This window comes from Peribacillus sp. NJ4 (assembly GCF_030348345.1).
Taxonomy (GTDB): Bacteria; Bacillota; Bacilli; order Bacillales; family DSM-1321; genus Peribacillus.
Map to the genome: position 1 here is coordinate 3,417,074 of NZ_JAUCFQ010000001.1, position 19,364 is coordinate 3,436,437.

Annotated in this window: 23 protein-coding genes and 1 pseudogene; 6 read left to right on the forward strand and 18 right to left on the reverse strand. The window is 37.3% G+C overall.

All coding sequences use genetic code 11. From position 1 onward, the window contains the following. Window positions 1–56: 56 nt before the first annotated feature. The 6 genes and pseudogenes from QUF94_RS16955 to QUF94_RS16985 form a co-directional block, all read right to left on the reverse strand. The gene (locus tag QUF94_RS16955) at window positions 57–485 is read right to left on the reverse strand and encodes a DUF2621 domain-containing protein (protein ID WP_034312903.1); all 429 of its coding nucleotides are present in this window, start codon (window positions 483–485) and stop codon (window positions 57–59) included. 80 nt (window positions 486–565) lie between these two features. Next, window positions 566–871, reverse strand: coding sequence for a DUF3219 family protein (locus QUF94_RS16960; protein ID WP_289316879.1), 306 nt, complete (start codon window positions 869–871; stop codon window positions 566–568). Window positions 872–997: 126 nt separating this feature from the next. Beyond that, the gene (locus tag QUF94_RS16965) at window positions 998–1,225 is read right to left on the reverse strand and encodes a sulfurtransferase TusA family protein (protein ID WP_289316880.1); all 228 of its coding nucleotides are present in this window, start codon (window positions 1,223–1,225) and stop codon (window positions 998–1,000) included. Window positions 1,226–1,265: 40 nt separating this feature from the next. Continuing rightward, window positions 1,266–2,319: pseudogene (locus QUF94_RS16970) on the reverse strand (YeeE/YedE thiosulfate transporter family protein). 204 nt (window positions 2,320–2,523) lie between these two features. Continuing rightward, on the reverse strand, window positions 2,524–3,000 hold the full coding sequence (locus QUF94_RS16975; protein ID WP_289316881.1) for a CcdC family protein: 477 nt from the start codon (window positions 2,998–3,000) through the stop codon (window positions 2,524–2,526). A 628-nt stretch (window positions 3,001–3,628) separates the two neighbouring features. Continuing rightward, window positions 3,629–4,336, reverse strand: coding sequence for a cytochrome c biogenesis CcdA family protein (locus QUF94_RS16985; RefSeq protein WP_289316882.1), 708 nt, complete (start codon window positions 4,334–4,336; stop codon window positions 3,629–3,631). A 257-nt stretch (window positions 4,337–4,593) separates the two neighbouring features. On the opposite strand from QUF94_RS16985, the gene QUF94_RS16990 reads away from it, so the two are divergent. From QUF94_RS16990 to QUF94_RS17000, 3 genes are all read left to right on the forward strand, one after another. After that, window positions 4,594–4,767 carry an aspartyl-phosphate phosphatase Spo0E family protein gene (locus QUF94_RS16990; protein ID WP_289316883.1) on the forward strand — a complete coding sequence of 58 codons (174 nt, stop codon included), beginning with the start codon at window positions 4,594–4,596 and terminating at the stop codon, window positions 4,765–4,767. Window positions 4,768–5,314: 547 nt separating this feature from the next. After that, window positions 5,315–5,713, forward strand: a complete 399-nt coding sequence (locus QUF94_RS16995; RefSeq protein ID WP_289316884.1) for a DoxX family protein — start codon at window positions 5,315–5,317, stop codon at window positions 5,711–5,713. 918 nt (window positions 5,714–6,631) lie between these two features. Beyond that, window positions 6,632–7,450 carry a hypothetical protein gene (locus QUF94_RS17000; protein WP_289316885.1) on the forward strand — a complete coding sequence of 273 codons (819 nt, stop codon included), beginning with the start codon at window positions 6,632–6,634 and terminating at the stop codon, window positions 7,448–7,450. Window positions 7,451–8,128: 678 nt separating this feature from the next. Here QUF94_RS17000 and QUF94_RS17005 read toward each other — a convergent pair. From QUF94_RS17005 to QUF94_RS17025, 5 genes are all read right to left on the reverse strand, one after another. Further along, window positions 8,129–9,253, reverse strand: coding sequence for an NADH-dependent flavin oxidoreductase (locus tag QUF94_RS17005; RefSeq protein ID WP_289316886.1), 1,125 nt, complete (start codon window positions 9,251–9,253; stop codon window positions 8,129–8,131). A 93-nt stretch (window positions 9,254–9,346) separates the two neighbouring features. After that, window positions 9,347–9,661 (reverse strand): thioredoxin, encoded by a 315-nt coding sequence (gene trxA / locus QUF94_RS17010; protein WP_289316887.1) that lies wholly within the window; start codon window positions 9,659–9,661, stop codon window positions 9,347–9,349. 44 nt (window positions 9,662–9,705) lie between these two features. Further along, window positions 9,706–10,095 carry an IDEAL domain-containing protein gene (locus QUF94_RS17015; protein WP_289316888.1) on the reverse strand — a complete coding sequence of 130 codons (390 nt, stop codon included), beginning with the start codon at window positions 10,093–10,095 and terminating at the stop codon, window positions 9,706–9,708. A gap of 100 nt (window positions 10,096–10,195) precedes the next feature. Beyond that, on the reverse strand, window positions 10,196–10,615 hold the full coding sequence (locus QUF94_RS17020; protein ID WP_289316889.1) for an RrF2 family transcriptional regulator: 420 nt from the start codon (window positions 10,613–10,615) through the stop codon (window positions 10,196–10,198). 162 nt (window positions 10,616–10,777) lie between these two features. Continuing rightward, the gene (locus QUF94_RS17025) at window positions 10,778–10,987 is read right to left on the reverse strand and encodes a spore coat protein (RefSeq protein WP_289316890.1); all 210 of its coding nucleotides are present in this window, start codon (window positions 10,985–10,987) and stop codon (window positions 10,778–10,780) included. Between the two features lie 428 nt (window positions 10,988–11,415). Here QUF94_RS17025 and QUF94_RS17035 point away from each other — a divergent pair, with 428 nt between their 5' ends. Then, entirely contained in the window at window positions 11,416–11,631 is a 216-nt protein-coding gene (locus QUF94_RS17035) for a spore coat protein (RefSeq protein WP_289316891.1), read from the forward strand. A 768-nt stretch (window positions 11,632–12,399) separates the two neighbouring features. Here QUF94_RS17035 and QUF94_RS17040 read toward each other — a convergent pair. The 6 genes from QUF94_RS17040 to yneA form a co-directional block, all read right to left on the reverse strand. Next, window positions 12,400–12,615 carry a YneF family protein gene (locus QUF94_RS17040; protein WP_034312934.1) on the reverse strand — a complete coding sequence of 72 codons (216 nt, stop codon included), beginning with the start codon at window positions 12,613–12,615 and terminating at the stop codon, window positions 12,400–12,402. Between the two features lie 84 nt (window positions 12,616–12,699). Beyond that, entirely contained in the window at window positions 12,700–13,140 is a 441-nt protein-coding gene (gene sirA, locus QUF94_RS17045) for a sporulation inhibitor of replication protein SirA (RefSeq protein WP_289316892.1), read from the reverse strand. A gap of 299 nt (window positions 13,141–13,439) precedes the next feature. Next, complete coding sequence (tkt, locus tag QUF94_RS17050; protein WP_289316893.1) at window positions 13,440–15,443, reverse strand: transketolase; 2,004 nt, start codon at window positions 15,441–15,443, stop codon at window positions 13,440–13,442. A gap of 227 nt (window positions 15,444–15,670) precedes the next feature. Then, window positions 15,671–15,904, reverse strand: a complete 234-nt coding sequence (locus tag QUF94_RS17055) for a DUF896 domain-containing protein (RefSeq protein ID WP_289316894.1) — start codon at window positions 15,902–15,904, stop codon at window positions 15,671–15,673. A gap of 65 nt (window positions 15,905–15,969) precedes the next feature. Further along, entirely contained in the window at window positions 15,970–16,626 is a 657-nt protein-coding gene (locus QUF94_RS17060; protein ID WP_289316895.1) for a YneB family resolvase-like protein, read from the reverse strand. Window positions 16,627–16,645: 19 nt separating this feature from the next. Beyond that, entirely contained in the window at window positions 16,646–16,957 is a 312-nt protein-coding gene (gene yneA / locus QUF94_RS17065) for a cell division suppressor protein YneA (RefSeq protein WP_289316896.1), read from the reverse strand. 155 nt (window positions 16,958–17,112) lie between these two features. Between yneA and lexA the strand changes: the two genes are divergently transcribed. Next, window positions 17,113–17,736: a transcriptional repressor LexA gene (gene lexA, locus QUF94_RS17070; protein ID WP_289316897.1), complete on the forward strand. Its 624-nt coding sequence runs from the start codon at window positions 17,113–17,115 to the stop codon at window positions 17,734–17,736. Between the two features lie 250 nt (window positions 17,737–17,986). Here lexA and QUF94_RS17075 read toward each other — a convergent pair whose 3' ends face one another. Beyond that, window positions 17,987–18,601, reverse strand: coding sequence for a glucosaminidase domain-containing protein (locus QUF94_RS17075; protein ID WP_289316898.1), 615 nt, complete (start codon window positions 18,599–18,601; stop codon window positions 17,987–17,989). Between the two features lie 355 nt (window positions 18,602–18,956). Between QUF94_RS17075 and QUF94_RS17080 the strand changes: the two genes are divergently transcribed. Next, window positions 18,957–19,244: a hypothetical protein gene (locus QUF94_RS17080; protein ID WP_289316899.1), complete on the forward strand. Its 288-nt coding sequence runs from the start codon at window positions 18,957–18,959 to the stop codon at window positions 19,242–19,244. The last annotated feature ends 120 nt before the right edge of the window (window positions 19,245–19,364 follow it).

The window sequence follows — 19,364 nt, forward strand, 5'->3', positions numbered from 1 at the left end:
TTCAATTATTTAGAATAAAAAAAGGCAAACTCCAAAAGAGTCTGCCTTTTTCAGCATTAGCTGAATAAGTGTTCATATGGACCCATATTCACTTTTCTTTCAGCTAATTTTTTTTGTAAAAATTTATGGTCACGTTTTGGTGTGGCAATGATATAGCCGCGTATCACTAAATCTTCCGTAATATCTCCCGCTTTTTCTTTTAATGCCAATTCACCGATTTTCCCCGCAATTTTATGACGTGCAACATCACGAAAAAGTTCTGGTACAGGGCTCACTAAGTCTTCGAGTAATTCCTTTTGCTGCTTTGACCATAAGTGCTTTGTTTGGTCCAAATAGTATTCTTCCCAATCCATATCGGATTTCCCATCTTCTTTGGGAAATCTTTTCAGGAACTTCCGAAACATGAAAAAGCCACCTATGCTCATCAATATAATTAAAAGGGCTACCCAAAATAGAATAAACCATAAAAACCATCCACTAAGCAAAGTACCACCTCATATGTATAGAATGATCGTCACTATTATTATAGACAGTAACCCATATCTTTACAAGACTGGCAATGTAATCATTCGGGCTCGTTCACTTCCAACAAGACCAGCGAAAAATCCCCTACGGCATTTTCTTCATAAAGGTTCGTGACCGAAGTCGCATAGTTAAAGATCTCTGCTCGAAACTCCTCGTTTGTCTGAGGGATCTTTAAATCAAATACCATTTGATAAAGCAGTGTTGTAATATCATGATATTCACTATGTGTAACCTTGAAATTGAAACTGACTTTTCTGACTTCCTTACCTTCAGAATCCTTTACAGTTTCAGAAAGAAAATCAGTAACATGCAGGGGAACATCGTTTAAAATGACCTCGTTTACCATTATCAGCATCTCCTTAAAAAGTAGTTAAAGACATGTTATCACTAGAAACTTTCAGCGCCAATGATTCAGCCTTGAAAAATTCGAAAAACGTGCACAGGAACCCTGGCACGTTTTCTTTGAATCAATTTAATTTCCCTTTTTGACGATGATACGCCATTTAGCGTCATCGATTTGCTCAAACTCCGTGATTTCATGACCTTCAGTTGCGGTCCAACGCGGAATGCTCTCCGTTGCTTGTGTGCAATCGAAATTAATGATCAATTCCTCTCCATTTGCCATATCCACTATCGTTTCTTTTGCTTCCACTAAAGGGAATGGGCATACCATTCCAGTCGTTTCCAATACTTTCGCCATTTATATTCCACTCCTTGATTAATGTTTTTTGCCTTTTACCTTAAGCCGCTTTTGATGTAGCTGCTGCCTGCTTTTGCTTACGGATAGTCGTGAAATAAGTTGCTACCCATGTACCTAGTAGGAAAAAGACAATCGCGATCCAGCCTTGCCAAGCAAATAACGCCGAGTTCACCAGAACATTACCGATTGTGCACCCTCCGGCAACACTTGCACCGAACCCCATGATTACACCGCCGATTGCATTGTTACGTAACGTCTTTATATCAGGCAAGCGCCAACGGAATTCCCCACTTCCTTTGGCAGCAATGAAGGCACCAAGGAAAATGCCCAATACCAAAAACGTACCCCAATCGATTAATGCATCATCGCCTGTAATAAGGAAGGTTAGAATGTTCGCGGAAGGTACTGTAATTCCAAGTCCGAACATTCTGCCTGTCATAGCACTTAGCGGCCATGCCATGATTGCAATAAGGCCAACCAATAAATGCTGTAACAAAGGGATGCCACCGTTTTTCGAATAAGATGTGGGCCAATCCCGTTTTTTTCGGTTTCATTTTAAAGATTGGCAGTTTCGGTTTTCCCAATTCACGAATCACCAAGATGCCAACCAAAAGTGTCACAATAATCACAAGCACCCACGGCGAAACATTAAATGTTTCATGAATGTACGTATCACTCGTACGATAGGACAACAAATTATCCCCAGAAACTTTCCATACACCATATTTCGTCATGGCAGCCCCTAGCATATATCCAAAAAGGGCAACCCAACTCCCAATCATGCCCTCTCCGGCACGATACCATGTTCCAGTAGCACAACCGCCTGCCAGAACCATTCCAATACCAAAAATGAAGCCACCCACGATTGTTCCCAACCATGGAAAACCATCATTTCCAAACTGAATGACCCCTGTATCATTCAATGCATAAACACCACTTTGTATTGCTATAACAACAAATGTAGCTAAGAACATCCGTCCATCTTTAGCTAAAATCAAATCACGATATGCACCAGCAACACAGAAACGGCCTCTTTGAAGCACAAACCCCAGCAATAAACCACAAATAATCCCGAACACAATCATTTGTAACATTAACCGTTTCCTCCTTAAGTAAAATAATTATATAATATAATTCGGATAAAATTACTTGGTTTTGATTGTGTTTTATAGAATCTAGTAATCATGAATGTCTTCATTGACTCTAAAGGTTCCCAGGCAAATTAAAAAACCTGAGTCATTTTAATATCGACACAGGTTTCCTGGATTGTCCCTTTTATCCACTCTCAATTACTTTTATCACACCATATTACTTCCACTAAAACTGGCTGCTTTAACTTTTTTGTATTGGTATAGCATGGCAATTCTCCATGGAACGATCATGGCAAAAGCAAGTAAGAAAAACATTCCGCTCAAGACACCGATTTCAATCGTGCTTCCCAGCACCAGTTTCGCCACCAGCCGAACCACCATGAGACCAATCAATATGAATATGAAAGCTTTAGAGCGCTGAATATAAATTTTTTCATCTCTAACTTCGAATTTTGATGTTTTAATTAATAGGATGGAAAATAACATCCCTGCAACAAGAGCCTCCAAAAATTCGTATCGAGTCACCCGGAACATAGGAAAAATAAACATCAAAGCACCCGTACTCATAAAAAGCGGCGGTAAGATGATTTTCTTTTCGTTCACTGGTTTTTTTGTTTCCTTCATCCGGAACATGAAAACACCCATAGCCATCACAATCGCTATACCTGTTGATATATATATCATCTCTTAACCATCCCTTTTAACTAAAAATAGGTAAGTACCATTAAAAATTATATATGACTTCAATTTATAAACAAAGTATATATTACCTACTTAAGATAAACAAGGTGAGGGTTTTTAATTACACGCCCTATGATGCATTCAATTCCCTGCTCTCGTCAAAAAGATTGACCATAAAATCTTTCGTCCCGGCTTCTATATCTCGACAACCATTTTTTGCTGACCCATAGCAGAGCACATTATACCCTTTTTAACGGCATCCAGACGGCTAATGATTGGCGGTAATATCCATCGTCACTGGGTCAGAATTCAAATTTCGATATTATTCAATGGCTTCTCGCCCACACCAATCACTACTTGTCCTGATTTTGATAAAATATTTGAAAGTATCATTCTCATAAACTTTGGCATCATCAACTATTAATATTTGGGCCATGGCCTTTCATCTTCATTTCAAACAACAGTATTATAAAACCTTATTAGAAATGTAGTGATTCTATAATAAGCAAAGATTATGTGACTTTAGACACAAAATAACAAGAAAAACGAATAAAAAAATAATATACCAATATTAAGTCTTGACGAAGGGTAATGCCATTTGAATATTTTTGAAAATATAGCTTATTATGGACTAAAACCCCGTAAAGCCACCGAATAGTCTAGACAGGACTGCAATTATTTTGGTCATCCAATCAAAAAACAAAATCACACCCATTACAATCATTAAATATCCGCCAATCTTCATGATGTATTGGCTGTACTTTTTGATCCATTTCAACTTTCCGACAAAGAAAGATAATATGAAAAACGGTATGGCAAATCCTAATATATAGGCAGTCATATAGCTCATGGCAGCGCTAGGGTTAGTTGCACCCAAAGAAACGACCGCACCTAATAGTGGACCTGCACAAGGCGTCCATCCAGCCGCAAAGGCAAGTCCGATTAGAATGGAACCAATATATCCGCTAGGTCGGTTTTTAAATTCAAAGCGACTATCTTTCATCAATGATTTCGGCTGAAAGATTCCAACAACGAATAAACCAAAAATGATAATCAGGATGGCACCAATCTGACGAATCAATTCTTTGTAATTCGAGAAAAAAGAACCTAGATAGGTCGTACTAAAACCAATTGCAATGAAAACCAGAGAAAAACCAAGCAGGAAGAATAAAGTATGCAGCATACTTCTTCTTTGGAGCATGGCGTTCTCGGATTTGATTTCACCAACGCTCATACCAGTGATATAAGATAAAAAGGCTGGATATAGCGGTAAGCAGCATGGTGAAATAAAACTCAAAAAGCCTGCCCCAAAAGCTAAAAACATATTTATATCATTCAAATGAGCTCACTCCTATGTATGTCAACCTATAAACATTGTAACAAATAAGATAAAAAAATACATTTATGGAACTGTGAATATTTCATGACAACTAAATGGCTGACATCGGAATGGGCCACGGGTTAAATTTTCATTAAGTTAACTTATTTGAATTCATTGGTCCAAGTCGATATAATTGTTATATTCATACAAATTTTACAACGAAAACATAAATAAAAGGTACCTTGAAAAAAAGTTGGGGCCAGAAAGGAAATATAATGGCTAAGAAGAATGAATTTCTCGAACAGATCGAATTAAAGAGAAATGAGCTTATCAAAATTGTTGCTAAAGATGGTTTAAACTCCCATGTTGCCGTTGAATATAGCCAGCAACTTGATCAATTATTAAATAAATATAATGAACTTTTTTATAAAACTGGTACAGGTCTTTAATCCCCTAATCTCTTACCAGTTCATCTCCCATTGATAACCACCATGTCATTATATGCTTAATTTGAACGGACTATCTCCTCTTTTTCCTTTTCGTTCCACAAATGAATACATAAGCATATCCTTTACTATCCTAAAAAACAGGCAAACGCCATCGGCACTGCCTGTTTTCTTGTTTTTTCATTTAATATCATGTACATGTATTACGTAGCAATATCAACACCTGATGTCGGTGCATAGTTTGTAACGACAAGAATAATAGGAGACCTTGCCAAGATGGAAGAACCGTCCGGAAAAGTAATCACTAAACGACTATGAATGTGTTAGGGTTTCTAATTTATTGTAGGCCTCCAAGCTGAAATCACCCGGTTTTTTCAGTACCTTTCCCGATGAAAGAGCCTTAAGCGTTAAAATAAAGTTTGACAAATCACTCAAAAGATATTATCTTTAATTAAAGATAAATTAATTCGAGATATTACAGTATTTTTTTAAACATAAATCTTGAATTAAAGATATCTAAATTCAAAACAAATTCCAGGAGGAATCATAAATGATTGGTATCGGTTTATTAGTTATACGGGTAGTAATTGGATTATCGTTTGTTGGACACGGGGCGCAAAAACTGTTTGGATGGTTTGGCGGTCATGGCTTGAAAGGTACTGGAGGCTGGTTTGACTCAATTGGCATGAAGCCAGGAGTTACCATGGCCCTATTTGCTGGTCTATCAGAGCTTATTGGCGGAGCCTTATTTGCTTTAGGTCTCCTTACACCCTTTGCAGGTATATTGATTGCACTTACAATGCTCGTTGCGATTGTTAAAGTTCACGGCGCAAATGGCTACTGGGCAACTCAAAACGGTTATGAATATAATCTTGCCATCCTTGCAGTGGCGATTGGTGTAGCGATGACCGGAGCTGGCCCATACTCACTTGATTCCTATCTATTTTAAGGAAATCGCTTGGATATGCTAATGCCTATTATCGAAAACACGGAGTGGATTAATCCACTCCGTGTTTTTTCATTTCCCCCATTTTCTCTATAAAACAACAGATCATACTTTCTCCAAACCTAATCTTCGGTACGAATGCTTAAGCATCAAACTTCGAACCATTGAATTTTAAACTTTATATGCTTATTTATATTGGCATAAATACTAGTTTCCTTTTTCACCTCTTATACGTAAACATTTTCTCGTATATCCCAAATATAAAATAGATGGTTTCAATTATGACACGCAAACCGCCTTTGCATCATGGATGTACGGTAGGATTTATAACCGTAAATGACTTTCTTTGTCATACTTTAACTTTAAGTTCCTCTAACAAGCTGGGTTAATGCCATTAAATTATGGTGTTCTATCTATTTCATTCTGTTCCTCCTCTTCCGTTTAGGTATGAATTTTTCACAGGACTAGTGCCTATATAAATAAAATATAAATTTTGGATAAAAACAAAAGTTCCTAATTTGAAATATCATGTCTAAAAACTAAAACTAAAAATCAGGAAAAATAGAGTACAGTAATAATGAGAATGATCATAACCTCATGTTTTTTTATCTCCGGAGTGTCCTCACTAAATCAAAAGATCCGCTATAAGTTAAATATTCCCTCAGATACAGTTAAAGTGCTCCAATTCAATCTGAGGATAATAGAAATCAATGGTACTTTAATTTAAATACGATAGATATTTAGACTCTAGTAAAAAAAATATGAAATTACTACTAAGTTAAACAATATAAATCCCCGAGTGATGACATTATTATTTACTGTTTTATAAACTTTACTTCGATTAATATTTTTTAATACTTAAAAACAAGAAAATACAGAAATAAATAGTTTAGTTATTAAATGAAAAAGGGGGAAAAATAAATGAAGTTTTTATCTTTTGTGGCAGTATTTTTATTTTCTTTTAGTCTTGCTACAACAGGATTTGCTGAGGAAAATGGTCTAAGCGTTAGCAAGGAAACACTCACAGAAGTAGAGTTGGATTATCTTGTAAATGAAGTCGGCAATACTCAAGAAGAATCCGAAGATTTACCTATTGAAATTTCAAGGCGATTAATTGAAGAGAAAGCTAAAGTTATAGATTCTGGATCAGAAATTATGGGTATTTATGATTCAGAAGTTAATAGCCCAGGGCAAATCAGTACTTTTGCATCTATCGCTGCAACAACTTTAAAATTAGGTGGAACTGTATATAAAGTAAAAAGTGATCGTTCAAAAGAAGATAAATTTTATATATACGGTAATTTTCAATGGTTAAAAACACCTTCATATACTTTAGTGGATAAAATGACAATTGGTTTCCCTTCAAGTTCAGGACTGTACCTGCCAACCAGTGGAGGGAAAGTAAAACAACACCAGCACAGATATTCTCAAGATCAACAAGGAAATGGACGTTGGATTGATTATGCAATCAAGTATTCTCCAAGTAATTGGGAACCAAGTGCCGGTGTGGCTGGTTCATATGATTTAAAAGCTTCTACTAGTAAAACCAAGCATAAAGGGTATATTGGACAATATGTATATGTTCCCACATCCAAAAATGGTAAAATAAACATTAAAATAACTTATGGTCATAGAAGAATTGCTGGTACACCTTCTGTGTCAGTTTATCCGGCCGGTTTATCTATTACACCAACAACAGCTACAGATACAAGGTCATATGCATTAACACTATCTTATTGATCTGTTGTTAGAATGGGGGGACCATGAGGCAAATCATTATTAATTTCATTTTCATTTTAGTAATATCAGTAATCTTATTTTTTATCTTTAGCTATGATGCATCTTTAGATAGTGATTTTATGTTGTCACTTTTACTTATCATTACTCTCCAAATATCTTTGATTTTAGCTATTCTTTTGAAAAGAAGATAACATCAGAAGAGCAGCCATTAATGGTTGCTCTTCTATGTTATTGAATAGCGGTCTTCTTAAGTTGGTCCACTACAGACTGTGACTTGGAAGAGCTGTGTGCTCCTTCCATATCCACGGCGTTCCGTAAAGGTAGCCCCCTTTACTCACAGAAATTTCCGAATGTATCTGCCGTTGAGACTTAATTGCTCGTCAATGAAAATTCGTAAGTCTTTCCCCTTTTTATTTTCCGAAACAGCTTAGAAATAGAATACTCGGTTATTCATTCCTTTAAGGATTCAATCTGAAAATCACTATATAGATTCTTTACTCTTTTCAATGACCCTTCCATAAACATAAAAACCCCCGGATAAGGAACACTTTTTTATGTGTGTCCGTTATCCGGGGTATCGGTCAATTCGATTGGGATTTTCATTATCCAAGTACAATCATTCTATACTATTTTGCACACTATTAGCATCGTTTAATTCATTAATATATGAACGTCTACCTATTCAATGCCTGGAAACCAGCCTGGGGAATGGATGATCGCTTGCCATAATGGATCTGGTATATCAAGTTGCTGCTGATTATCCTTGTTTATTTTTGTCACGATTTCTATTTCTTTTCCTTGTTCCACTTTTTGTACCCACTCTGGATCGATTATGAGTTCACGTCCTAATGCGATTAATGGAACGCCAGATTGAAGTGCTTCGATCGCATCATCCGCTGTATAGATGGAACCAACACCGATGATAGGAACTTGATCTCCGACACGTTCTTTTATAATTTCTATCCGAGGTCGGTCAACCTCTGCTCCCCGTCTTGCTTTCGACCAAAATTCCATTAATGAAACATGGAGATAATCCAGTTCCTTTGTCGCAAGTCCATCAATTAATGAGAGTGTATCATCCATAGTGATTCCTGGTGTTTCCGGCTCCTCCGGTGAAAAACGATATCCTACGATGAACGGATCCTTGGCATGTTCTGCAACAGCCTTTTTCACTTCATCCACAACAGCTAATGGGAAATTCAGCCGTTTTTCCAGAGATCCTCCCCACTTGTCTTCACGACGGTTTGAATGTGGCGAAAAGAATTGCTGAAGCAAGTAACCATTCGCACCGTGAATTTCGACACCATCAAATCCCGCTTCTATGGCACGTCGGGTGGTTTCACCAAAATCCAGAATGATTGATTCAATTTCCTTTTCAGATAGTGGACGCGGAACTGCTTTCCCTTCTCCTTCCGATGGAATATTGCTTGCACTGACTACATCGCCATTTGGTATTAATTCCGGTGGAACCTCGCGTCCACCATGAAAAATCTGGAGGATTGCTTTTGCACCTTTCGCTTTAATCGCTGAAGCTAAACGACTTAGGCTAGGAATCAATTCATCTTGATCACCGCCAAATTCACCATGAAAACCTTTTCCATTTGCCGTCACGTAGGTACATGCCGTTATAACCATGCCTACCCCGCTTGACCGTCGTTCATAATAAGTAATTTCGGCATCGGTTACAGTGCCGTCAGGATTCGAAGAGAAATTTGTCATAGGCGCCATCACCAACCGATTTTTCACCTCTATCCCCTTTCCTAAATTGAACGATTCAAATAATGGTGTATATTTAGAATTCATTTATTAATCCTCCATTTAGTTACCCACCCTTTACGGTGTTGGTTGGTATAAGTCCTTACATTACAATACACAACACGCATTTTAAAATCTTAATCATGCATGTTTTGCAATTAATTCCGCAATGGCTTCTTTTGGCTGGAAGCCAATTGCCTGATCTACCTTTTCTCCATCTTTGAATAGGATAAGGGCTGGAATCCCCATCACTCCATATTCGCTTGTCGTATCTGAATTTTCATCCACATTAAGTTTTACGATTTTAACCCGATCACCCATTTCAACATCAATTTCATTAAGCACTGGGGCAATCATTTTGCATGGACCGCACCACGGTGCCCAAAAATCAACCAGTACCAACCCTTCCTTGATTTCACTAGCAAAATTATCATCCGTTACATGTTCTATTGTCATGTTCATTTCCTCCTTGTATTATCCGAAATATTTAAGGTTTTAACTCATCTATTTAAATCTAATTTCCCGATTCTATTTCCCTGGATAAGAAACTCCTCGGATTTCCTGGCATTTATTTTTGGATGGATTTTTATGGATTCCAATTTACCGGATAACTCCATAAACCATGTTTCATCCTTGGAAAGCAAAGCTAAATCAATTAATGCCAAAAGATGACTATCGTTACTGATTTCTAGATCCGGCAGCTTTTCAGTCCATTTACTCGGGATCCAAATCGATTTCCCTACCGTTTTTTCATTGTCACTTTCCACCACGTTCACTTTAACGATTTCTCGATCCGCGCTTACTTTTTCAATGAAACCATGGATAAGTTCCCCTTCTCTTGATCTTCCCTGTACCCAATCCTCATTTTTGAACTGATTATTTTCAGCCATGTCCTTAACACCCCTTTTATGTTCAATTAATATTAAAACTATAGTTATTAACTGTATTAATAAAATATACATTTTGTGCAAAGAAAAAACTAAATCAATATCACGGACATTGTTTAATTTTTTCCAAAAAAGTGCTAAGTGTTATATTTTCTAAATATTTTTCAAAATATAACTCAGCTTCATCGAATATTTGATCCATGACCACCTGGGTGTTGGAAGATATGACACATTTTTTCTCGGGATCACCTGTACACCACTTAGGCTTCAAAGTTCCATGTGATACCGTTATATAAATATCCGCCAAACTCACCTCTTCAGGATTACAGTCAAGAATATAGCCTCCGCCCACACCTTCTTTAGTCTTAACAAATCCTTTATTCCTTAAGCAGCTCATCATTTTCCGAATCCTTGCAGAGTTTGTACAAACGTTTTCTGCGATAGACTCACTGCTTGCCATATGATCTGGTAGATAAGCTAAATAGACCAAACTATGCACAGCTATTGTAAAATCACTATTCACTTTTGCATCCTCCTCAAGGGGATTACTGTAATATTAATATTTACAGTTGATAAAGTCAACTTAAAAAACTCAACAGCCTACTCATCTTTGTTGATTAGTTTATAAATGCAGTGAAATTCCCCCTATCAAATAATAGAAGGCTTTTGTTGGAAAATGAAAACCTTATTTTTGAGAAAGATTCAATGCCGTATTAGCCGCTTTTAAATTCACCTGCGACTGCTCACTTATATCCTGTGGATGATGTGTTTTTACAGCAGATCTCAGCTGTTCCCGTAATGCAGCCCTCAATTCAGGTGAAGCTGTTTCTGTTATGGCGAAAGCCGTATTTCTTATTCCTGATTTGGCAGAATTCAGAAAGTCAGTAGCAAACACCTGTTCTGTCTTACCGCCATATTTTGCAAAAAGTTAGTCATTATTTTTTCCTCTCCTTGATTAACCAGGATTTCCTGTAATCTTTGAGTTTGCTCTCTGCCGCTGCTCATGTACTGTAAAAGAATGTTTTTCAATTCCGTATCTTGGACTAATACGTTCATTGTAGAAGCTTTTGATAGACAAAGGCTTTTGAAATTCAATATTTCATGCAATTCTAACGTTTCATGCAATCCTACTTTTCCACTAAGTATCTCTCCTTTCATTTAAATTCACTTACTTATCTTTCGTTGTTCAAAATGTCTTATTCATTACTTTTCATTTTTTTATAAAAGGTTACAACCATTAGAAAAACAACATGTAGCCCTCTATATACCTGAGAGTTGAATAGGGAAAATCACCTTTGTTACATAGACTGAGGAGGTGATTGAATGGAAAATGAAAAGCTGGCCCTTCACGAGACCATGGTAACCCATGAAATTTTAAATTTTAAAACAATATGCTTAATGAAATCCAAATTAATGCAAGGAATTTGTATTGACAATGATTTAAAAGCATTAATGGAAAAAGAAGTACAGCAATCTGTAATAGCCATTAATGAGCTTAAGACTTTTTACGAAGGTGCCCGAACAAACTATATGCAATGAGGTGAGCTTTAGCATTTTCCTTTATCTTGTCCCATTTTAATAGTTTGATTGTACTTCTTATTCCTATATACCTGCTTCTTCACTAACTATAAAGTACTAACTTTAAACTACTTTAACCAATTATATAACCTTACCAGATTTATCAGGTAACGTAACTCAGTCTTTTTAGATCTATATAGCTGATTTTAATCATTATCTCAATTATTTATATTCATTAACGAACTGTTGGGAAATGCTTTATTTGATAATGGAGTGTAAATATCGCTCTGTTACTTGAATATCTCCGTGTCCTATAAGTCGTGAGAGACTATAGATATCTATATTACCAACTCTAAAACCCTTCACAGCCCTTCCCGTTGACAATAATACTCGTATCTCTAACAATTTCGAAGGGTAATTCCCGTTATTCCATATTTCTTAGCCCAGTATTAGATAAAGTGGAAATTATAACCTTATTACGCGCTTCTATGAACGTCTTAGTATCGAAAGCATTAATCATGTCTCTGACTTCATCTTGGGTAAATCCTTTTGCTAAACAATGGTAATCATACTCTTTTAATCATATCTATTAATTCCAAAACAAAAACCACCTTTTCTGAATCATTCATTCAGAAAAAGTGGCTTTAGGAACAACAATGAAAGATAAACCAAAATTTTATATAAAATCGGCGGAAGGATTCAGCCTGAATGAAGCTACCATTTCGATATTATATAAAATTTTGCATCCAATCTTCCAATAACATTGATATATCAAGGTTTCATGCTATCTTATTTTGTTTGTTGTTTATTCATGGCGCTCATCATTTGATTAATTTTCTTTTGGGATGGCTTCATACCCATTTGCATCATCATCATTTTTAACATCTGTTCGTTAATTGGCGGATTTTTCTTTAAGTAATCCATCATGTATTTACGAGCGATGAAAAATCCCAGCACTACTCCAGCAATCAATGCCAGTACGCCAACTAGAATGTAAACCCACATACTATTTCCTCCTTCGTGTTGTCTAACATCAGTGTACTAGACCAAAGGTTATTATACAATACCCGCTACCCAAAAGTCCCCCATTTAGACAAATTTTCTTTCTTTTATCGGTTTTAACCAACCGTATTTTTCGTGTTCAAAATCAATGGCTAGAAAACTCGCTTCATATTTTCGAATGCACTCAAAGAAGGCCGTTTCCGCTTCATAGTCTCCTTCAGCTTTAAGCATAATGGAATCATCCTGGATGATTAAAACGGCTTTACTGGATCCGTTTGTTTTTTCTAAATAGTATTTTCCATTTTGAGACCAAAAATTCATCTTTTTTTGCAAACGTTGTTCAATAGCTACCTGCAACTGGATAATAGGGACAGTTTTGGTGACATATTCGATTTGTTTTTGCAAAATACTCTTCAGTCTGCCCCTAGCTTGAATATACTCCAAAAACAAATTGAAAAACAGCTTTTCTCTACCATAATAATGATGGGCAAATTCATCTTCGATTAAAAAAATTTCATAGGTTCTCATCAGCCAATGCCTCCTAGCATTCCTATTTTGGTTTGGTCACCAGAACAATTAACAATCAGGACCTTTCCATCTTTCTCCACTCTTGATGACTTTCCCCTTTAACTGACACATTCAAACGAAATTTATTTATTCTCATTATATATTGACAAACTGAAAAGATATGTTGTTTGCTGGAGAAATTTTCTTCTTTTTTTGTCGAATGGAAGATTCCCCATAGAATAAGAGCACTTTCAACATACAATACGAAGTTTTGATAAAAAAACTGACACCAAACTAGTTGGTGTCAGTCCCCATTACGATTATTTTAGCATTTCTTTAACACGAGCAACTACATTTTCTACTGTGAAACCAAATTCTTGCATGATTTTACCGCCTGGTGCCGAAGCTCCAAAATGATTGATGGCCAATATTTCACCCTCATCACCTGCATAACGATCCCAGCCAAACGGTGAAGCCACTTCAATGGCCAGACGTTTTTTCACTGCCGGATTGATTACACTTTGTTTATATTCTTTAGATTGAGTTTCGAATCGATCCCATGATGGCATGCTGATTACCGAAACATCAATTCCTTCGTTCGCTAAAGCTTTCTGTGCTTCGACAGCCAAGTTCACTTCGGAACCAGTCGCAAGAAGTAATGCATCGGCTACTTCTTTCTTAGAAGCGGAGATGATGTAAGCCCCTTTTGAAACACCTTCATACGCAGTTTCGGAAGTGTCTTTTATTGTTGGCAATCCTTGACGAGTCAGTACAAGGGCAGTTGGTTTATTTGTAGACTCCATTGCCACTTTCCAGGCTGCTGCCGTTTCATTGCCATCAGCCGGACGGATGACCCCTAGGTTAGGCATTGCCCGTAATGATGCTAATTGTTCGATTGGCTCATGTGTCGGTCCGTCTTCCCCAACAGCAATGCTGTCATGGGTAAATACATACGTTACAGGAAGTCCCATCAGTGCTGCCATTCTTATAGCAGGACGCAAATAATCAGAGAATACGAAGAATGTTCCTCCGTACACTTTTAATCCACCATGAAGGGTCATACCATTTAAGGCCGCACCCATAGCGAATTCACGTACACCAAACCAAATATTACGACCACTGTAATTACCAGGTAATAGGTCTGTCTCACCTTTAATGGCAGTATTATTAGATCCGGCTAAATCTGCAGAACCACCAATGAAGCTAGGCACCCTTTTGGCAATCGCATTTAACACTTCTCCACTTGAAGCACGGGAAGCTAATGTTTTTCCTTCTTCATAGACCGGAATTTCCTGATCCCAGTCAGCAGGCAGTTCACCTTTGATTGCCAGCTCCAATTGCTCGGCTAACTCAGGATGTGCTTCTTTGTAATTTTTGAACAATTCATTCCAAGCTTCTTCTTTTTGAGCGCCTGCGTCCACAACAGATTCATTGAAGTGTGAATACACTTCTTCTGGAACATGGAAATCCGCTTCGAATGTCCATTTATATGCTTCTTTAGTCAACTTAAGCTCATCTGCACCAAGCGGAGCGCCGTGAACAGCTGATTTACCTGAACGGTTTGGTGAACCGTAACCAATAACCGTTTTGACTTCTATTAAAGTTGGGCGTGCTTCGTCGGTTTTCGCTTCTTCAATTGCTTTGGCTATTTCCTGAAGATCGTTCCCATCCTCAACGCGGATATATTGCCATCCATAAGATTTGAACCGGTTTGCTACGCTTTCACTAAATGATTGACTTAAGTCGCCGTCAAGGGAAATATCATTAGAATCATATAAAACAACAAGCCTTCCAAGTTGTAGATGTCCAGCTAATGAAGCGGCTTCAGCAGAAACCCCTTCCATTAAATCTCCATCTCCACAAATGCTATATGTATAATGATCGACTACATTATAAGAATCACGGTTGTAGCTTTCTGCCAAGTGGCGTTCTGCCATTGCCATGCCGACTGCCATTGCGATACCTTGTCCAAGCGGTCCCGTCGTTGCATCTACACCTGCCGTATGTCCGAATTCAGGATGTCCCGGAGTTTTACTTCCCCATTGGCGAAAGCTTTTCAAGTCATCGATAGATAAGCCATAGCCCGATAAATGAAGAAGGCTGTATAACAGCATAGACCCATGACCAGCTGAAAGAACAAAGCGATCCCTATTAAACCAATCCGGATTTTTCGGGTTATGATTCATATATTCAGTCCATAGTTTATACGCCATCGGCGCTGCCCCCATCGGCATACCTGGATGGCCGGAATTAGCCTTTTCAATTGCATCAATCGATAACGTACGAATCGTATTGATAGAAAGTGCATCTAATTTATCTAACATATAATAAAACATCCCTTCCTGTAATGTACCTCTTTATATTATAGTGACCAGCATAATATCACAACTAAAATCACTATTTACTAACCCAATATTACAATTTTCTACAAATTAGAGAAGGCCCCTATTTAGATTAAGCTAAATAGGGGAATACATACATGAATGCACTCTCTTTTTATTCCTAAAAAAAGAATCCTCAAATGGAGTGTTCCATGAGAATAGTCCAAGCATTAATGTAAGTTTCTTTTTTCTTTAATACTCTTTATCTTTTGAGGAGTGACGTCATTACCTTCTGGATCAACGACTTTCACATGCTCCAACGTATCGGACATGGACCGTCTGAATGTCTCCAAATACTCACTTCTTAATTGGGTTTGCTCTTTCGCCTCAACTTCCGTCAAACCTTCACCCTTGGCCTTTTTTGAAAGTTCATTAATACGGGCTAATTTTTCTTTTGATAGCATAATTTCGCTCCTTCGTAATCTGCGGATATTGTCATGGTATTAAAAAAAAAGCGAAATTACAAGTTCTATGATTGACTTTCCTCTGTATTTAGTTGATGTTCGAGAAAACGCCTGTTTACAGTGGCTTTAGATACATTGTATCCAAAGCCCCTTAAAGTGGCTGCGATTTCTGCAAATGTCAATCCATTGGCCCGGAGTTTAATAATTTCTTCAATTGGAATCTCCATACGGTCCCTTCCAGTGGAATTCCTTTGGTTATGAAGATTTTTTTGCGGACGGTATCCCTTTTCAACGGCTCTTATCATCCCGCGTTTTATTTTTAGATTATGTAGTTTCCTTTGATATTCTTCTACAATACCAACTATCTGGATGACCATGGCATCCGAATCAGATAACTCAAGTTCTCCATCGTGTGAGAGCGTATAAATTTTCACGTCTTCTTTAAGGATGACATGGAAAAGGGCTATTTTGGCATTTCCCCTCCCCAGTCTAGTTTCGTCCTGGATTAATAGAACTTCAGCTTCTTTGGTTTTAAATAGTTCAAGCATGTCAAATATGCCATCCCGATTTAACTCATAACCACTTGCCTGTTCTTTTATTATGGAAACAACTTCCACATCCATCTTTTCCGCCAATTTAACTAATTCATCTTCCTGCCTTGCCAATGATGTTTCCTGGGATTCTTTTTCTGTGCTAACCCTACAATAGATTACTGCCTTCATAATACCCTACCTTCACTACTTACTGCTGACTGGCCAAATTCTGAACAAGATCTTCCCCTTTAACCGGTATGACAATGACTTGACCAGGTTTAATCGTATCCGCCCTGACTCCATTATGCTCTTCTATCCAACCAATGAATTCTTTTTTTGTCAAATCAGCTTCTTCATACTCTTCGGCAATTCCCCATAGGGTGTCGCCTTCACTTACTTCTATAGAAAGGAAATCCTTTTTTTGATCATTGTCTAATGTACAAGAGAATAAAATTGAAAAGATGAATACCGATCCCGCTAATAGAATCGTAGAAATATAATTTTTGTATAATTTTTTCATAAATATCCCTCCAAAGCGAATGTTCGTTCGTATGTTACGTCCAAATTATAATACGAACGTTTGTTTCAGTCAACAACAAAATTCGAACTTATGTTTGTATAGAGTTGGGGGCCATGCTATAATGTAGCAAAGAACATTGGAGAAGAGGTGCACATATGACTAAACTATCAAAACGGCAGCAAGATATCCTTGATTTCATTAAAGAAGAGGTCCGCCAAAAAGGGTATCCACCTTCCGTACGGGAGATTGGCGAAGCAGTTGGACTTGCATCAAGTTCAACAGTACACGGACATTTATCCCGCCTGGAAAGTAAAGGCCTGATAAGACGTGACCCAACCAAGCCGAGGGCCATTGAAATACTGAATTTGGAGGAAGCGAACAATATCCCCAAAGTTAATGTCGTGAACGTTCCGTTACTTGGAAAAGTAACAGCGGGCATGCCGATAACGGCCATCGAAAACATAGAAGAATACTTTCCGCTTCCCGAAAGCATGGTTCCGCATGATGACCATGTATTCATGCTGGAAATCATGGGTGAAAGTATGATCGAAGCAGGAATTCATGATGGAGATTATGTCATCGTGAAACAACAAAGCAGCGCCAATAATGGAGATATCGTCGTGGCCATGACGGAAGATGATGAAGCCACTGTAAAACGATTCTTTAAGGAACCGGATTACATAAGGCTTCAGCCTGAGAACTCGAATATGGAACCAATTATTTTAAGAGATGTTTCGATACTTGGAAAAGTTATAGGCTTATATAGACAAATACACTAAAAGCGCTAACCGCGCTTTTTTTGTTTGTTTAATTTATGTCCCGAATTCTCTCATTATGCATATGGAAGACTAGGTTTTGATATATTTTTTTGATAGAATCGAGTTTTCCTAAGATTATTAACATCCTTTCTCATTTATGCCGGATGAAAGGGAAACTAACGTCTTTCTGGATATATGTATTTTGAAAAATAGGAAACCCTCATTCCAATAAAAAAAAGGGAGCGTTAAAATCCCGCTCCCTGTTAAAGGTTCATTTCACTCTTAATCTTTGGTTCACTTTAATGAGGTTAAGATCAGCCAACCCATTCCACTGTTGAATCTGCACTTGTGTAGAACCATATGCTTTGGCAAGCGCAGAGACGGAGTCCCCCTTTTTGACTATATGATAGACCTCTTCGTTGCTTGCGTCATATTTAGTTAAATCACTTGTTTCGATAAGATTCACCAGTTTTTCTATATATTTCGGGTCCGAGGCGTAGCCCGCATCGAATATTGCTTTAAGTGCCATTTTGTAATCTTTTTCCCCAATGACAGCTGTATACAAACTTCTATTCCATGAAGTCCCCTTTACATATAGATAGGCAAGATCTTGTAGACTTTCTGCCCATGTTGGATATTTTCTGAATTTGGACCATACTTGAACGGGCGCATCGTTGACATATTCGATTGTTTGAATAATGACAGACTCTCCTTTATAGTCACCTTTTGTACCGAATATATTTTTCCCTTGATTTGCTAAGAAGCTTGTCCCATAACCACTCTCCAAACAAGCTTGTGCAATGACAACAGAAGGTAATATTTTAAATTCCTTTTGAATTTTTTGGGCATAAGGAGCAATTTCCTTAATAAACGATTCCTTACTCATTAGAACCTCCCATTATTAGTTGGATATCTTCATTCTTATCGTATTCTAAACTATGAGAAAGGTTACAGCTTGTCCAGCAAAAAAAATGTTATTAATTGTTTTTTGACTAAAATCAATATGATTATAACTTACTAAGTACGGCTTCAATTTGGATTATCATTCTCCCTCTCTAGTAAAAGCCATCAAACCCATTAATATACAATGGATTGATGGCTTTTTAATTGAACGCTGAAAATTTCATAACCATTTGCATCAACTTTATTTGATCAATCATTTAATGAATTACTATGGTATAAACCTTTTATAAATGGTAAAAATTAATTTTATAAAACTTCTAAAATAAGGTGGTGACATTATGGACTACCCAACCATCCATACAAACTTTTGGGATGCAGTGATAGCCATTCCTACCATCATGATTCTTACTCAACTTATTAAGGTCATTTTTCATATTCCACCAAAATTCACCCCTACCATCGCTTTGGGTATTGGCTTATTCATTTCCATTTTCATTAGCCACCGTCATCATTTGGTTGCAGGAATTTTCATGGGCTGGTTTTATGGCTATGCAAGCATTGGCAATTATTCAGCACTCAAAACTTGTATTTTATCTTATAGGGAATCTTATCAAAAGACGGATTAGATCCTAGATGGCACTCGTTGGATTTCATGAATCTTTTTTGTTGCAGGGGGATCTGACTTGCTAAATGCCCTTCGATCAACCGCTAACTTAGGACCAATATGAAATACGGCCTGGCTGTTT

What these genes read in the sequence shown, in the direction of transcription:
- QUF94_RS17015 (WP_289316888.1), bottom strand. Translation starts at nt 10,095, where the DNA reads ATGGCTGAAAATAATCAGTTCAAAAATGAGGATTGGGTACAGGGAAGA.
- QUF94_RS17005 (WP_289316886.1), bottom strand. Translation starts at nt 9,253, where the DNA reads ATGAATTCTAAATATACACCATTATTTGAATCGTTCAATTTAGGAAAG.
- tkt (WP_289316893.1), bottom strand. Translation starts at nt 15,443, where the DNA reads ATGTTAGATAAATTAGATGCACTTTCTATCAATACGATTCGTACGTTA.
- QUF94_RS17035 (WP_289316891.1), top strand. Translation starts at nt 11,416, where the DNA reads ATGGAAAATGAAAAGCTGGCCCTTCACGAGACCATGGTAACCCATGAA.
- trxA (WP_289316887.1), bottom strand. Translation starts at nt 9,661, where the DNA reads ATGACAATAGAACATGTAACGGATGATAATTTTGCTAGTGAAATCAAG.
- lexA (WP_289316897.1), top strand. Translation starts at nt 17,113, where the DNA reads ATGACTAAACTATCAAAACGGCAGCAAGATATCCTTGATTTCATTAAA.
- QUF94_RS17060 (WP_289316895.1), bottom strand. Translation starts at nt 16,626, where the DNA reads ATGAAGGCAGTAATCTATTGTAGGGTTAGCACAGAAAAAGAATCCCAG.
- QUF94_RS16960 (WP_289316879.1), bottom strand. Translation starts at nt 871, where the DNA reads ATGGTAAACGAGGTCATTTTAAACGATGTTCCCCTGCATGTTACTGAT.
- sirA (WP_289316892.1), bottom strand. Translation starts at nt 13,140, where the DNA reads ATGAGAACCTATGAAATTTTTTTAATCGAAGATGAATTTGCCCATCAT.
- yneA (WP_289316896.1), bottom strand. Translation starts at nt 16,957, where the DNA reads ATGAAAAAATTATACAAAAATTATATTTCTACGATTCTATTAGCGGGA.
- QUF94_RS16990 (WP_289316883.1), top strand. Translation starts at nt 4,594, where the DNA reads ATGGCTAAGAAGAATGAATTTCTCGAACAGATCGAATTAAAGAGAAAT.
- QUF94_RS17055 (WP_289316894.1), bottom strand. Translation starts at nt 15,904, where the DNA reads ATGCTATCAAAAGAAAAATTAGCCCGTATTAATGAACTTTCAAAAAAG.
- QUF94_RS17075 (WP_289316898.1), bottom strand. Translation starts at nt 18,601, where the DNA reads ATGAGTAAGGAATCGTTTATTAAGGAAATTGCTCCTTATGCCCAAAAA.
- QUF94_RS17080 (WP_289316899.1), top strand. Translation starts at nt 18,957, where the DNA reads ATGGACTACCCAACCATCCATACAAACTTTTGGGATGCAGTGATAGCC.
- QUF94_RS16965 (WP_289316880.1), bottom strand. Translation starts at nt 1,225, where the DNA reads ATGGCGAAAGTATTGGAAACGACTGGAATGGTATGCCCATTCCCTTTA.
- QUF94_RS16995 (WP_289316884.1), top strand. Translation starts at nt 5,315, where the DNA reads ATGATTGGTATCGGTTTATTAGTTATACGGGTAGTAATTGGATTATCG.
- QUF94_RS17000 (WP_289316885.1), top strand. Translation starts at nt 6,632, where the DNA reads ATGAAGTTTTTATCTTTTGTGGCAGTATTTTTATTTTCTTTTAGTCTT.
- QUF94_RS16975 (WP_289316881.1), bottom strand. Translation starts at nt 3,000, where the DNA reads ATGATATATATATCAACAGGTATAGCGATTGTGATGGCTATGGGTGTT.
- QUF94_RS17040 (WP_034312934.1), bottom strand. Translation starts at nt 12,615, where the DNA reads ATGTGGGTTTACATTCTAGTTGGCGTACTGGCATTGATTGCTGGAGTA.